10 protein-coding genes are annotated in these 15,221 nt (G+C 61.2%); 6 read left to right on the top strand and 4 right to left on the bottom strand.

Translation table 11 applies throughout. The features are described from left to right. The first annotated feature begins 32 nt into the window (after positions 1-32). The 4 genes from hemE to V5B39_RS02005 all read left to right on the top strand — a co-directional run bounded on the left by hemE (position 33) and on the right by V5B39_RS02005 (position 6,575). Entirely contained in the window at positions 33-1,109 is a 1,077-nt protein-coding gene (gene hemE / locus V5B39_RS02020) for a uroporphyrinogen decarboxylase (RefSeq protein ID WP_332341044.1), read from the top strand. Between the two features lie 283 nt (positions 1,110-1,392). Next, on the top strand, positions 1,393-3,390 hold the full coding sequence (locus tag V5B39_RS02015) for a primosomal protein N' (RefSeq protein ID WP_332341043.1): 1,998 nt from the start codon (positions 1,393-1,395) through the stop codon (positions 3,388-3,390). A gap of 266 nt (positions 3,391-3,656) precedes the next feature. Next, positions 3,657-5,204, top strand: coding sequence for a Ppx/GppA phosphatase family protein (locus V5B39_RS02010; RefSeq protein WP_332341042.1), 1,548 nt, complete (start codon positions 3,657-3,659; stop codon positions 5,202-5,204). A 201-nt stretch (positions 5,205-5,405) separates the two neighbouring features. Then, positions 5,406-6,575: a hypothetical protein gene (locus V5B39_RS02005; RefSeq protein ID WP_332341041.1), complete on the top strand. Its 1,170-nt coding sequence runs from the start codon at positions 5,406-5,408 to the stop codon at positions 6,573-6,575. Positions 6,576-6,649: 74 nt separating this feature from the next. On the opposite strand, the gene V5B39_RS02000 is transcribed toward V5B39_RS02005, so the two are convergent. Both V5B39_RS02000 and V5B39_RS01995 read right to left on the bottom strand, forming a co-directional pair. Further along, the gene (locus V5B39_RS02000; protein WP_332341039.1) at positions 6,650-7,849 is read right to left on the bottom strand and encodes an MFS transporter; all 1,200 of its coding nucleotides are present in this window, start codon (positions 7,847-7,849) and stop codon (positions 6,650-6,652) included. Between the two features lie 60 nt (positions 7,850-7,909). After that, a complete protein-coding gene (locus tag V5B39_RS01995; protein ID WP_332341037.1) occupies positions 7,910-8,818 on the bottom strand; it encodes an ROK family protein in 909 nt (302 codons plus the stop codon). 228 nt (positions 8,819-9,046) lie between these two features. On the opposite strand from V5B39_RS01995, the gene hrpA reads away from it, so the two are divergent. Further along, on the top strand, positions 9,047-12,979 hold the full coding sequence (gene hrpA / locus V5B39_RS01990; protein ID WP_332341035.1) for an ATP-dependent RNA helicase HrpA: 3,933 nt from the start codon (positions 9,047-9,049) through the stop codon (positions 12,977-12,979). An 18-nt stretch (positions 12,980-12,997) separates the two neighbouring features. Further along, entirely contained in the window at positions 12,998-13,753 is a 756-nt protein-coding gene (locus tag V5B39_RS01985) for a competence/damage-inducible protein A (protein WP_332341033.1), read from the top strand. A gap of 64 nt (positions 13,754-13,817) precedes the next feature. Here the strand turns inward: V5B39_RS01985 and V5B39_RS01980 are convergent, their stop codons facing one another. Both V5B39_RS01980 and V5B39_RS01975 read right to left on the bottom strand, forming a co-directional pair. Continuing rightward, positions 13,818-14,366: a phasin family protein gene (locus V5B39_RS01980; protein ID WP_332341031.1), complete on the bottom strand. Its 549-nt coding sequence runs from the start codon at positions 14,364-14,366 to the stop codon at positions 13,818-13,820. Positions 14,367-14,420: 54 nt separating this feature from the next. Beyond that, positions 14,421-14,972: a phasin family protein gene (locus V5B39_RS01975; protein WP_211203356.1), complete on the bottom strand. Its 552-nt coding sequence runs from the start codon at positions 14,970-14,972 to the stop codon at positions 14,421-14,423. Positions 14,973-15,221 lie beyond the last annotated feature (249 nt).

Raw genomic sequence — 15,221 nt, 5'->3', positions numbered from 1 at the left:
GCAGCATATCTTCCGCTGCGACGGAGCCCAACGTGACCCGACCCTGCAACGACACTTTCCTGCGTGCACTGCTCAAGGAACCGACCGAGTACACCCCGGTCTGGCTGATGCGGCAGGCGGGCCGCTATCTGCCCGAATACTGCGAAACGCGCCGGCGTGCCGGCAGTTTCCTGCAGTTGTGCAAGAGTCCGGCCATGGCCTGCGAGGTCACTCTGCAGCCGCTCACGCGCTACAATCTCGATGCCGCAATCCTTTTCTCGGACATCCTGACGGTGCCCGATGCAATGGGACTCGGGCTTTATTTCACCGACGGTGAAGGACCACGCTTCGAACGTCCGCTGCGCGAGGAATGGGCAATCCGCGACCTGACCGCGCCGGACCCCTGGGATCATCTGCGTTACGTGATGGACGCCGTCGCTGAAATCAGACGGGCCCTGAACAACACCGTGCCGCTGATCGGTTTCTCCGGCAGCCCTTACACTCTCGCCTGCTACATGGTCGAAGGCGGCGCGAGCAGCGATTACCGGCACATCAAGGGCATGCTCTACGATCGTCCGGACCTGCTGCATCGCATTCTGTCGGTCACTGCCGATGCCGTCAGCGCTTACCTCAATGCCCAGATCGAGTCCGGAGCACAGGCGGTGATGATTTTCGATTCCTGGGGTGGCTCGCTTTCGGCAGCCGCTTACCAGGAATTCTCGTTACCCTACCTGCGACGCATCGTCGGTAGTCTGATCCGCAAACAGGCAGGTGAATACGTTCCATCGATCGTGTTCACCAAGGGGGGTGGCCTGTGGCTGGAATCGATTGCCGACATCGGCTGTAATGCGATCGGCCTCGACTGGATGATCGATATCGGTGAAGCGCGTCGGCGGGTAGGTCACCAGGTCGCCCTGCAGGGCAATCTCGATCCGGGTGTGCTCTTCGCCTCACCTGCGCGGGTAGCCGCCGAAGCCAGGCGCGTACTGGACAGCTACGGTTCGTACAACACCGGCCATGTCTTCAATCTTGGGCATGGGATTGCCCAGTTTACACCCCCCGAAAACGTGACTGCACTGGTCGATGCAGTACATACCCATAGCCGTCTCCTGCGTATAAAAACCGAATAAATCGTGCTCTACCGCTTGACTTGTTCACAGAAATGCTCACCACTTTTGCAGTCTGCCAAAAGCCCCCGGAAATTCCAGTCATTTTTTTAGTATATTGATTTAAAACAAATTTAAATTTGCCTATTTTTCCGGCGATCGGCTGAAACCCTTGTGAACAGGGCCTTTGCGCCACTTTTCGGCAAGCTGATCCACAGAGTTATCCACAGAACTGTGTATAGGCCGGAAAGCTGAGATAACTGAATGCCTTAGCTCACAAACGCGTTTCCCGGATCGGATCTTCCGCATGCAGATTGCCCGCGTCGCCCTAGACGTGCCGCTGCGTCGCTTCTTCGACTACCGAGTTCCCGAGGGAGAGAGGATGTCGGTAGCAGACATCGGCTGTCGAGTGCGTGTACCCTTCGGACAACGCCAGAAGATCGGTATCCTCGTTGAGTTGGCTACCGATACGGACATTCCGCTTGCGCAGCTCAAGCCGATCGAAAGCATTCTTCGCGAGCTGCCGCCCTTGCCCGCCGCCTGGTTTCGCCTGACCAGGTTTTGCGCGGCCTATTATCACGCGCCGCTTGGGCAGGTGATGCTGTCTACCCTGCCGGCCGGACTACGTGCGCTGGCACCACCGAAAGCTCGGCCGCTTCGGCAGCACATCGTGGACGTGCCGGCGCAGCCAGCGCCGCTGCTGACCTGCGAACAGGAAGCTGCGCTGACGTCGATGGCGGTCGGTAAAGCCCGTGCTTATCTCTTACACGGCGTCACCGGCAGTGGCAAGACCGAAATCTATCTGCGCCTGATCGAACGCTGTCTGGCGGCAGGGCGACAGTCGCTCCTGCTGGTACCGGAAATCAACCTGACGCCACAACTCGAAGCCCGGGTCACGGCTCGTTTTCCAAATGCCGGACTGGTCAGCCTGCACAGCGAGTTGGGTGAGGCTGCGCGTAGCCGCAACTGGCGTGCCGCACTGACTGGCGAGGCACGTATCGTCCTTGGCACCCGGCTGGCGGTATTCACCCCCTTGCCAGAGCTTGGCCTGATCATCGTCGATGAAGAGCATGACCCGTCGTTCAAACAGCAGGACGGAATTCGCTATTCGGCACGTGACCTGGCCGTCTTTCGCGCCCACGACAGCGCCATTCCGATCGTCCTCGGTTCAGCGACTCCCTCACTGGAGAGCTGGGCCAACGCCAATGACGGAACGGGCCGCTACCGACTGCTCTCGCTTCGCGAGCGAGCCTTCGAGGGGGCCCGCCTGCCGCTGCTGCGATGTATCGATACGCGCGTCGACAAGTTGCAGGATGGGCTTTCCAGAGCATTGCTGCTGGCCATCGAGCAACGTCTGGCGCGTGCCGAGCAGAGTCTGGTCTTCCTCAATCGGCGCGGTTATGCTCCGGTGATGGCCTGCGCCGCTTGCGGCTGGACGTCTCATTGTCATCGCTGTGCCGCCAACCTGGTTCTGCATCTCGCCGACCGCTGCCTGCGCTGCCATCACTGCGGTTTTGAAGCGCGTATCCCAAAGCGTTGCCCGACCTGTGGCAACCAAGACCTCAATACCTTTGGTCGTGGTACGCAGCGGATCGAAGCGGTCCTTGCCGAGCGCTTCCCGCAGGCACGCATCCTGCGCGTCGATCGTGATTCGGCGGGCAGCCGCAGGCAATGGGAAACATCCGTGGCGACCATCCAGAGGGGCGAGGCCGACATTCTGGTTGGCACACAGATGCTGGCCAAGGGCCATGACTTTCCAAAGCTCACGCTGGTCGGCGCAATAGCCCCGGATGCGGCCCTGTTTGCCGCCGACTGGCGTGCCCCGGAGCGTCTGTTCGCACAGTTGATGCAGGTGGCTGGCCGCGCCGGCCGTGCCGACCGACCAGGAGAGGTGTTGCTGCAGACACAGTTTCCAGACCATCCGCTTTATGCCGCGCTGGTCCGACATGACTATCCGGCTTTCGCTGCCACACAGCTCAAGGAGCGGCAGCAGGCCGGCTTCCCGCCCTATGCCCACCAGGCCATGCTGCGCGCAGAAGCCCCCCAGATGACTGAAGCGTTGAGCTTTCTTGCGACTGCACGCGCTGGCCCGGAGTCCGAAAATGATCCGCTGGTGATTTTTTACGATCCGGTGCCGATGCGCCTTTCCCGTCGCGCCAGTCTGGAACGCGCTCAGTTGCTGGTCGAGTCGCCATCGCGGCGAACCTTACAGCGCTTTCTCGCCGGTTGGGTGACCCGGCTCGAAGCCATCAAAGCATCCTCCCGGCTACGCTGGCACCTGGAGGTCGACCCCCTGGAGTTCTGACCGGGTGCCCGTGCGAGCCGCCGAGGCCTTGCGCATTTCCCGGCAGTGCCTATGGGTGCCGAAGATTGACTCGGGTACCGGGCATAGGGATACTCCTGCTACGGATGCGCACGGCTTCTTTCCAATGTGCGGAATGTCACGGTGTGGCGAGAGCCGAGCCCTTATCCTTCCTCAGTCTCATGCCGGGAGAGGTGTTCTGCGGCCCAGACTGGGCAGTGCCGGAGCGAAATGGCGGTTTTGCTTGAACCATTTGGAGAAATGCCAAGGTGTCATCCAATTTTGTAGCAGCGATCGACCTGGGCTCGAACAGCTTTCACATGATCGTCGCCCGCATCAGTAACGGGCATGTGCAGATTCTCGACCGTTTGCGCGAGATGGTTCAGCTTGCTGCCGGTCTCGACAGACACCACCGGCTATCCGCCGAGTCGCAACAGCGGGCGCTGGATTGCCTGGCGCGTTTCGGTCAGCGACTGCGGCACATTCCGTCGGCACGCCTGCGCATCGTTGGGACCAACACCCTGCGACAGGCACGCAACAGCGCTGGATTCGTCGCCCGTGCAGAACAACTTCTCGGCCACCGGGTAGAGATTGTCAGCGGTCAGGAAGAGGCGCGGCTGATCTATCTGGGTGTCGCGCACAGCGTCGGCGACGTCGCAACCCAGCGCCTAGTTGTCGATATTGGTGGCGGCAGCACGGAACTGATCATCGGCGAACAGTTCGACCCTCTACACCTGGCGAGTTTGCGCATGGGTTGTGTCAGCCTGACCCGTGCCTGCTTTACCGATGGTCGAATTACCGCAGCGCGCCTGCGCAAGGCTGAACTGCTCGTCCAACTGAGCCTCGAACCCGTTCGCGAAGAGTACCTGGTACGCGACTTGCAGACAGTCACCGGCGCTTCCGGATCGATCAAGGCCATCCAGGATGTCATCATCAGCGAAGGCTGGAGCCGTGAGGGAATCACACTCGAAGGACTGCGGCGGCTGCGCACGGCTTTGCTCGAAGTCCGCGACAACACCGGGGTGGCTCGCCGGTGGCAACTGGAACCGGCGCGTGCACGCGTCTTCGTGGGCGGCTTCGTGGTCTTGCACGGGCTGTGTGAAGCGCTTGGCATCGCACAGATGGATGTTTCGGAAGGTGCGCTGCGCGAAGGTCTGATCTATGATCTTCTCGGCCGCATCCGCCATGAAGACGTCCGTGACCGCACCATTGCCGACGTCATCCGTCGCTTCGATCTCGACGAGGCCCAGGCGGAGCGGGTGAGCGCGTCTGCGCTCGATCTGCTGCGGCAGGTCCGCGTGCCCTGGAAGCTGACCGGCAAGGAAGCTCGGAGCGTACTCGAACGTGCGGCCCGTCTGCACGAGATTGGCTTGTTGCTGACCCATGACCAGTACCACAAGCATGGGGCCTATGTACTGGCACATGCCGAACTGCCTGGCTACTCGCGTAACGACCAGCAGTTGCTGGCGGCGCTGGTCAGACGTCACCGACGCTCATTTCCCGCCGACGCCTTTGCCGATCTGCCCAGAGATTGGGCATGTCATGCTCGTCGTCTGTGCGCCCTGTTGCGTCTGGCGGTAGTGCTGCATCGCGGTCGCAGCAACGAGCCATTGCCCGCGATCGGTCTACGGGTGGAGCGGCAGAGAATGTACCTGTCCTTTCCGCCAGACTGGCTGGACGAGCATCCGCTGACCCATGCCGACCTGCAGATGGAAGCTCGCCTGCTTTGCAAGGCCGGCTTCGAGTTGCGGCTTGGCCGTGCCGCGCCCGCTGCGGCACCAACGCCGCTTGCGCCCCTGTCAGATGCCTCGCCGTGAGTGCGCCTTGCGTGCTGACCAAGAAATATTCGGGACCTCCCAACACTTTCATTCATACCCGTGCGCTCGTCGATCCGGACGAGGGCCGCCGCTGATGCCGGCAATGACAAGGTTGCTACCCGGCAGCGGGTCGTATCTCTGATGCGTCGCCGTGGTTGGGTGCTTGCGCTGCTATCGCTGCTCATCACTATGAGTTCCTTTTTGTTCGCAGTCAGCGACCCGGCACCATTGGTCAGCCGCGACGAAGCGATCTTGCCAATATCGGTTGCCGCTGCCAGGCGCCTGTTGGTCAGCAATGACCCACGCCGGCTTCAGCGCGGTGATGAGCGAACGACCGTCATTCCAGCGACGTTGATTGACACTGCGATCAATTATTTCGCGAGTCGCAACCTGCGGGGGCGCGCTGCCTTCATCCTGGGCGATGATCACGCCGAAATCCGGCTGACCATTCGGGCTCCTGGAATTCCGGGATCCCGCTACTTCAATCTGAGCGCATCCTTCCAGGAAGCAAAGGGCGAACCACGGATCGTTGCCGCTTCGCTTGGCTCCTTCCCGATCCCGTCTGCACTGGCCGAATGGTTGATCGCCTCGGCGATCAGCATTGCCGGTTTTTCGGAGGAGTGGACGATTGCCCGGCAGGCCATCCGGCGTCTGGCCTTCGAGCCTGCTCGCGACAGTGTCGAGCTGACCTACGTTTGGGAACCGCGGCTGCTCGACCGTGCCAGGTCGATGGCATTCACGCCGCAGGACATCGTTCACATGCACGCTGCCCAGACGGCCCTGGCGGGCCTTCTCGACCACTATACTGCACGCGCTCGTGTTCCCTTGAGCCAAATCCTGTCTCCACTGCTGGCACCCGCAAGCGACCAGACCCTTCCGGCGAACCGTGCGGTGCTGCTGGTTCTGGCAAGCTATCTGGCAGACAAGAACCTGACGATGCTGCTGCCGGAAGCAAAAGGGTGGCCGCGTGCGCGCCGCGTGAAACTGACCCTGCTCGGCCGTGAAGACAGTGCCCAGCATTTCGGAATTTCGGCTGCCCTGGCTGCCTGGGCCGGCGAGCCTGCAGCGAATGCGATCGGGGTTTACAAGGAAATCGATGACTCCCGGAAAGGGAGCGGTTTTTCGTTTGCCGATCTGGCGGCTGATCGTGCAGGAACACGCTTTGGCGAGCTTGTGGTCGACGACTATGCGCGCCTGTACAAGGTATTACGCGGGACTGTGACTGACGCGGATCTGGTCCCCTCCCTCGCCGGGCTTCCCGAATACCTGTCGGAAGCCGAGTTCAAGCGCCGCTTTGGCGACCCGAACGTCTATGCACAACAAACGGCCGAGATCGAGCGCCGACTGGCCGATCTGCCCCTGTATCGCTGACTGAACTGCTCCGCTGCCCCGCAGCGGGGTTTTCGCAAAGTAGCCGGGTTCCTCAAGGTCCTTGCCGCTTGTGTTCAGCGCGGCCGGCGGCTGGCCATGCAGAACCCAGCATAGGCGGTCGATTGTACTCCGAGCAGGATCAGAAAAGCGCTGCGGTGAGCCAAGGCCGGGCTCTGCCCTTGTTGTTGCAGCAGGTCGATCAGCAGACCAAGTCCCCATTGCACCCCGAAGGCGCCGATGAAAACCATCAGGTTCAAGGCCGTATTGACCCGACCCGAGAGCGCTACCGGAAAACCGGCCGCTGCCTGTGAATAGGCCAGGGTGCCAAAGCTCGAGAAAGTGCCGTAGGCGATCCAGAGCAGGTACGTTTGGGAAAGCGCCTCGGTGGCGATCAGGGTGAGCATCAGCAAGGAAAGGCCGAGTCCGGCAGCGAGCAGCATCACCGGCTGGATGCCACGTCGGGCCAGACCGGTCGCCAGCAGGCCAATCAAAATATAGGCAGTCAGCATGGCGACGCTCATCCCGGCCAGATGGTCGGCGGCGGCTGCGCGGCTGTAGCCGTTCACCTGCATCAGCCAAGAAATCGACCACAAGCTTTGCACGGCCATGAAGCCACCGGTCAGCGTCAGGCCGATGGGCACGAAGCGCCAGAAATGTGCGCTGCCGAACACCGCCTTGACGCCGGCCAACTGTGCAGCAAGGGACTCGGGTTTGCTCTGGCTGTGCTGCTCCGGAACGCTGCAGAACAGCCAGACGGCGACCGCGAGAGTCAGGCTGGCCAAGGCGAAGAAGATCTCGCGCCAGCCGGAAAGCTGCAGGGCGACTTCCAGTGGTGCCGTGGCCGCCAGAGCCCCGAGGCCGCCCGAAGTCATGATCCAGCCGGTCAGCGAAGCCTGTCGAGAGGGTGGAAACCACAGGGAAAACGCCTTGAAAGCGGCCATCAGGCATGCCGAAACGCCGAGCCCGATCAGGCCGCGGCCGATCGCCAGTTCAGCAATGCTCTGACCGAGGGCAAAAGCCGTGGCGCCAGTGGCAGCAATCAACAACAGTCCGGATTCGACACGGCGTGCGCCAAAACGGTCGAGCAGCATGCCGAGCGGCAGTTGTGCAGCAGCAAAAGAGAGGAAGTAGGCGCTGGTCAGCAGGCCCAGTCCACCCGCGCCCAAGGAGAGCTCCTGTGTCAGTACCGGACCGATGACCGCATTCGCCGTCCGGTAGAGATACGAAAGGAAGTAAGCGCCTGCAAAGGGCAGGAACAGCTTCAGCCACAGCATGCTGGAGTTCCTGCGTCGACCCTTGTCAATCTGCCAGCGAGCCACTGGATGGTCGCCATCTCAACGCTCGTTCCAGAGCCAGGCGGCACCCCGTACGCCGGAGGAATCGCCATGCACGTTGCGCAACAGGCGCGTGTGCACCACATCGGAAAAGACATGCGCGGCCCACAGTACTGGAACCGTGCGGTAGAGGCGATCAATGTTCGACAGACCACCGCCGAGCACGATCACGTCCGGGTCGATGATGTTGACCACCTGCGCGAGTGCCTTGGCCAGACGCCGCTCGTAGCGTCCGAGCGTGGCCTCACTGGCAGGATCTCCGGCCCTGGCACGCGCCGCGATTTCTTCCGCTGCCAGTGAGTGGCCGCCATGACGCAGGTGATCCGCGCAGATTCCCGGGCCCGAGAGCCAGGTTTCGATGCAGCCGTAGCGTCCACAGTAACATTGTGGCGGCATCCGGCTTTCCTCTTCGAGCCGCGGCAGCGGATTATGGCCCCATTCTCCGGCAATGCGATTGGCTCCAGTGAGTACGCGCTGGTGAACGACAATGCCGCCGCCCACGCCAGTCCCGAGGATGACCCCGAAAACAACGTCGGCGCCATGTCCGGCACCATCGACGGCCTCCGAGAGGGCGAAACAGTTGGCATCGTTGGCCAGGCGGACCTCGCGTTGCAGGCGCTCTTCCAGGTCGTGCCGCAGCGCCTTGCCGATCAGGCAGGTGGAATTGGCATTTTTGATTCTGCCGTCGAGTGCGGATTCGGCGCCGGGGATGCCCACACCGACACGACTATCTCTTTGCGCACGTTCGCCTTCAACCGCTTCAACCATTTTCGCGACGGCCTCGACGGTCGCCTGGTAATCGCCCTGCGGCGTTGCTCTGCGTCGACGTAGCAGCATGCGACCCGACTCATCGAGAGCCATCAGTTCGATCTTTGTGCCGCCGAGGTCGATTCCAATTCGTAACATCATAATGAATGATAGGGCTCATCAACATATTGGGCGATTTGCTACGATAGCATGTGCAGTTGCGAATTGCGCCATGGTCTTGTGAGGGGGCGAGAGGTATTGCGCGCTTGGAAATCCAAGAAAATGATAGTCTTGACAGACCCTCGACAGTATCTGTAGTCGAGTTGAATCCTGTCAATTGACCAATCGAGAACGCCTTTCAACTCGGTTGTATGCCTGCATTGCTGACCGATGACCGCAAAAACTCCATCCTTCTCGCACACCCGCCAGCCGGCCAGGGACTTTGCCGATTGCCTGGTACACGATCAGCGCCGGCTGCGCGCGCTGGCGCGCGATCTCCGGCACCTCTTCGGAAGCAAGCGCGATGCGCTGCAGGCCGAAAGCGAACGCCTGCTCGACCGTTCTCGAGCGGCTGTCGCGGCCCGCCGCGCGCGGCTACCCCGGCCGGAGTTTGCCGACGATCTGCCGGTCAACCTGCGTCGCGACGAGATTGCGGCGCTGATCGTCCGGCATCCAGTGGTGATCGTCTGTGGCGAAACGGGTTCAGGCAAAACCACGCAGATCCCGAAGATCTGTCTCGACATTGGACGCGGAACGACCGGTCTGATCGGTCACACGCAACCACGCCGCATCGCTGCGCGCGCCACCGCAGCGCGTATCGCACAGGAATTGCAGAGCGAATCCGGTACGCTCGTCGGCTACAAGATCCGTTTCAGCGATCGCACCTCTCCAGACGCCTTCATCAAGCTGATGACCGATGGCATCCTGCTTGCCGAGACCCAGGGTGACCCCTGGCTTGAACAGTACGATACCTTGATCATCGACGAGGCGCATGAGCGCAGCCTGAACATCGATTTCCTGCTCGGCTACCTCAAACAGCTCTTGCCGAGGCGGCGCGACCTGAAGCTGGTGATCACTTCGGCGACAATCGACGCCGAGCGTTTTTCGCAGCATTTCGACGGTGCGCCGGTGATCGAGGTTTCGGGCCGCCTGTATCCGGTCGAAGTGCGCTATCGCCCGCTGCAGGTGGAAAAGGAGGAAGCGGCTCCCGACGACGAACGCGATCTCTACGATGCGATCGCAGACGCCTGTGATGAGTTGCATCGCGTAGGGCCGGGCGACGTGCTGGTGTTTCTGCCGGGCGAACGCGAGATTCGCGAGGCGGCCGAGGCGCTGCGCAAGCACCACCCGCCGCACACCGAGATCCTGCCACTGTTTGCTCGCCTTTCGGCAGAGGAACAGAGCCGGATCTTCAAGCCGCACGTCGGTTCGCGGATCGTGCTGGCGACCAATGTGGCCGAGACCTCGCTGACCGTGCCGGGAATCCGCTACGTCGTCGATTCGGGTCTGGCGCGCGTCAAGCGCTATTCGTATCGCAATAAGGTCGAGCAACTGCAGATCGAAAAAATCGCGCAGGCTTCGGCCAACCAGCGGGCCGGGCGCTGCGGCCGGGTGGCGGCCGGAGTGTGCATCCGTCTCTACGAAGAGCAGGACTTCGCGCTGCGGCCGGCATTTGCCGATCCGGAAATCATGCGCTCGTCGCTGGCCGGCGTGATCCTGCGCATGAAGGCGCTGCGCCTCGGCAACATCGAGGATTTCCCGTTCATCGAGGCGCCGCCGCGCAAGGCGATCAGCGATGGCTACCAGTTGCTGCTCGAACTCGGTGCGGTAAATGCCGAGCATGCACTGACCGCGACCGGCCAGGAACTCGCGAAGATGCCGCTTGACCCGCGGCTCGCGCGAATGATCGTCGCTGCCCGCGACGAAGGCTGCCTGCGCGAGGTGCTGGTGATTGCCGCCGCACTTTCCGTACAGGACCCACGCGAGCGGCCGCAGGAACGACAGGGGACGGCCGACGCCGCGCACCGGAAATTCGCCGACGAGAGGTCGGAGTTTCTTTCCTGGCTCAGGCTCTGGGACTGGTATCAGGCTGAATTTGAGCACCGCAAGTCGCAGCGCAAACTCGTCGAGGCCTGTCACGACCACTTCCTTTCGGCTTTGCGCATGCGCGAGTGGCGCGAAGTGCATGGCCAGTTGCACGCTGTCGCCGCCGAGCACCCATGGCAGGAAAACCCGTTGCCGGCGACTTACGACGCGATCCATCGTGCATTGCTCGCCGGCCTGCTCGGCAACCTGGGATGCAAGTCGGAAGAATTTGCGCACTACCTCGGCGCACGCGGCATCAAGTTCCTGATCCATCCGGGCTCGACGCTGCAGAAGAAGGCCGGCAAATGGATCATCGCCGCCGAGATCAGCGAAACGACGCGGCTCTTCGCGCGCTGCGTCGCGCGCATCGAACCCGCATGGCTTGAGCATGTCGGCGCACATCTGCTCAAGCGCAGTTGGTTCGACCCACACTGGGAGAAAAAGGCGATGCAGGCGATTGCTTTCGAGCGGATCACCCTGTATGGCATCGTCGTCGATGCGCGCCGGCGAGTGAACTTCGGGCCGCTGAATCCACAGGCCGCGCGCGAGATCTTTATCCGCCAGGCACTGGTCGACGGCGAAGTCAGCGAAGAGTTCGAACGGCGCTGGGCTTTCTATCAGCACAACCAGCAATTGATGCTCGAAATCGAAACACTCGAACACAAGTCACGGCGGCCCGACGTGCTGGTCGACGACGAGCTGATCTTTGCCTTTTACGATCGGATCGTCCCCGAGGGCGTCTACAGCGGTGTCAGCTTCGACAAGTGGCGACGCGACGCCGAGCGCGCAACGCCACGTCTCCTGTATCTGCAGCGCGAAGACCTGATGCGGCACGAGGCCGCCGGCGTGACCAGCGAGGCCTTTCCGCATCAACTGCGGCTCAACGGCGTCGATTATGAGCTGGCTTACCACTTCGACCCCGGCAGTGCGCGCGATGGGGTGACGCTGAGCCTGCCGCTAGCGCAACTGAACCAAATTCCGGCCGCGCGCTGCGAGTGGCTGGTGCCGGGATTGCTCAAGGAAAAGGTCGTGCAACTGGTGAAGACGCTGCCACAGCGCTTGCGTGCCAAACTGGTGCCGGTGCCCGACTTCGCGGCCGAGTTCGTCGCACAGGTATCGCCTTCGGACAAGCCGCTGGTGATGGCCTTGATCGCCTTCATCCTGCAGTCGCGAGGACTGAACGCGCGTGGCTGGGAGATCACGCCCGATGCCTTTCGTCCCGACGCCTTGCCAGCGCATTTTTCCCTGAATTTTCGCCTGCTCGACGAAAACGGGCGCCAGCTCGGAATGAGCCGCAGCCTCAGCGATCTGCGCGCCGAGTGGGGCCGTGCAGCGAAGCAGGAATTTTCCGAACTGCACGCAACGCCTGGCGAGTATTCGGGAATCAGCGACTGGACCTTTGGCGAGCTGCCTGAGCGGATGGAAGTCGGGATGGGCGGCGGACAGCGGGTGCTCGGCTACCCTGGATTGGTCGACGACGGGGATCGTGTCTCGCTGTGCGTCTTCGATTCTCCCGAGGAAGCGCACCAGGTACATGCGGCCGGGCTGTTGCGACTGTTCATGTTGCAGTTTCGCGAACAGCAAAAGTATCTTGAGAAGAATCTGCCGGGGCTCAACCAGATGGCACTGCAGTTCATGGCGCTCGGTACGCTTGATGAGTTGCGGCGACAGTTGATCGATCTGAGCTTCGCACGTGCCTGCCTGCTCGATCCCTGGCCGAACGATGCGGCCACTTTCCGCGCGCGCTGCCTCGAAGCCAAGCCACGACTCGGGTTGCTGACGCAGGAGATCTGCCGTCTGATTGGGCAGATTCTCGGCGACTGGCAGGCACTGCAGAAAAAGCTGCCGGCATTCAAGGCCTTCGCCAGTACCTTGCAGGATATCGAAGGACAATTGGCGCGCCTGATCCATAAGCGTTTCATTGCCGGGACACCTTTCGAACGCCTGCGGCAATATCCGCGTTACTTCCAGGCGATCGCCCTGCGTCTCGACAAACTGAAGGCGAGTGGTACTTCAGGTGCCATTCGGGATGCACGCCTGCTGGCCGAGTTCGCACCGCTATGGACAAATTACGAGCGCCGTGCCAGTGTGCTGGCCAGGCAGGGGGTGAGCGATGCGCAGCTCGAACAGTTCCGCTGGTTGCTCGAAGAATTGCGCGTGCAGTTATTCGCGCAGGAGCTGCGCACGCCGGTGCCGGTATCGAGCAAGCGCTTACAGAAGATGTGGGAAAGCCTGTGAATTTTTGAAGGAGTGAGCATGCGTTTCGGAGCAATCATCATCGGTGACGAGATCCTGTCGGGAAAACGCGTTGACCGGCACTTTGCGAAAATCGCCGAATTGCTGTCGGTGCGTGGTTTGCGTCTGGCGTGGGCCGAATATCTGGGCGACGAGCGCGCATTGATCACGGCGACGCTGCAGCGCAGCCTGGCTACCGGGGACGTGGTCTTTTGTTTTGGGGGGATCGGCAACACGCCCGACGACCACACCCGGCAAGCGGCAGCGGCCGCGCTCTCCGTCGACCTGGTCCTGCATCCCGACGCCGAGCACGAAATCCGCGCCCGCTTTGGCGCCGAGATCACCGACGTTCGCCTGCTCCTGGGCACCTTCCCGCGCGGTGTGGAGATCATTCCGAATCCGTTCAACCGCATTCCCGGATTTCGCGTACGCGATCACCACTTCCTGCCGGGCTTTCCGCAAATGGCACATCCGATGGCCGAATGGGTACTCGATACCTTCTACGCGCATTTATTCGCCCCGCAGGCTTGCGTGGACAAGGCATTCTTGCTCACGGGAGTCAATGCCTATGAGAGTGCGCTGCTCGATCTGATGGAGCGAATCGTCGCCGACTTTCCTGCCTTGCGGCTGTACAGCCTGCCGTCGATGTCCGACGAGGGGCAACGACGTTACCTTGAACTCGGGGTCGAGGGATCTCCAGCACTCGTTGATGCAGCCATGGAGTCGATACGGCAAGAGGTGGAGAAGCGGGGCATCCGTTGGCAATGGCGGGCCTGATCCCGTAAACGAACAAACCCCGGCTGTAGCCGGGGTTTGTGGAAATCAGCTGCTGATGGCCGGATTACTTCTTCGGGGTCAGGGCGGCAGCAGCCTGGGCGGTCGCGTTGCTGGCCGCCTTGACATTGGTATCGACGATGTCGGTCATCTGCTTGGCCATCTGCGAGATATTCTCAAAGGCCGTGCTCGAAGCCGTCATCATCTGCTTCATCGCTGCGCCGAAGACATCGCTCGAGATCGGACTGACCGCACCGACCTTGTCGATCAGGCCGGAAGCGTTGTGCCGCACGGTGCTGTACTGATCTTCCATCACCGAAGTAATTTCGCGCTGCATGTTGGCTGCCAGATCGTAGAGGTTGCGGGAATATTCCAGAAGCTTGTCGACGTTGGGACGAGCCAGAGAACCGGCAACATTGCCCAGTTCTTTTGGGTCCTTGACGCCCAGCAGTTGTTGCGCACCGCTGGCAGTGCTATTGAACAACTCGCGGCTGGCGGCAAGATTGAGGGCTGACAGTTGTTCGAGACCGTGGAAAGCGGTGCGAACCAGTGTCATCATCACTTGGGCGTTGGCTTTCTGGCTCTGGGCGAGTTGTTCGAGGTCGATGGTGCTCATGAAGTTCTCCGTGAATGGCAATGGAAAGGCGTCTGCCGGATGCTTAAAACAGGCCTATTTCTTGGCTGCTGCGGCGGCGGTGCCAACCGCCTTGACGGTGGCATTGGTTGCTGCAGCAACGTTCGTTTCTGCAATATCGGCAACCTGCTTGGCAGCCTTATTCATGCTGTCAAAAGCGGAGGTTGCGGCGGCGATTGCCGACTTGACGGCGTTAACTGCAACGTCCGAGCCAGCGGGTGCATTCTTGGTGGCCTTCTCGAGCAGACCGAGGACCTGTTTCTGGAAGTCGCTGAATTGTGCTTCGAGAAGTTTCGAGATCTCTTCCTTCGATTGTGCCGAGATTTCATAGACGCTGCGGGAATAGGCCACGGCCTTTTCGAGTCCGGGTTGTGCCAGCGAACTCTGCAGCGAGAAAAACTCCTGCGGGTCTTTGGCACCAAGCATCGCCTTGGCATTGGCAACGCCGTCCTCGAGCATCGAGCGGGCGGTATTCAGATTGAGGGCAGCAATCCGTTCGGCACTGGCCAGCGCGGTGTTGGCAAGGGTCAGCATCGCATCAACGGAGGCTTTGTTGGCAGCGGCAAATTGTTCTGGGGTGTTAAACATGGTCAATCTCCTCAATAAAAGTATAGGTACAACACAACATGTGCAATGGTTAACTCACCGATCGTGGCACCACTGGCTTTCGCGATCTTTTGCTGCACTGCACCATGCGCTGCATTATAGACTTTCGATGAACCATGTCAAGCATTTTGTTGCGCCGCACCAAACGATCGTGAGTTTATCGGATCGACCCCATCATCAGACCCCCCTCAATCATGAATGTCATGATTTGCCTGCGGCGTAGGCGCAAAC

The organism is Accumulibacter sp. (assembly GCF_036625275.1).
In the GTDB taxonomy this organism is placed as follows: Bacteria; Pseudomonadota; Gammaproteobacteria; order Burkholderiales; family Rhodocyclaceae; genus Accumulibacter.
This window is presented reverse-complemented; position numbering and strand designations above follow the sequence as displayed.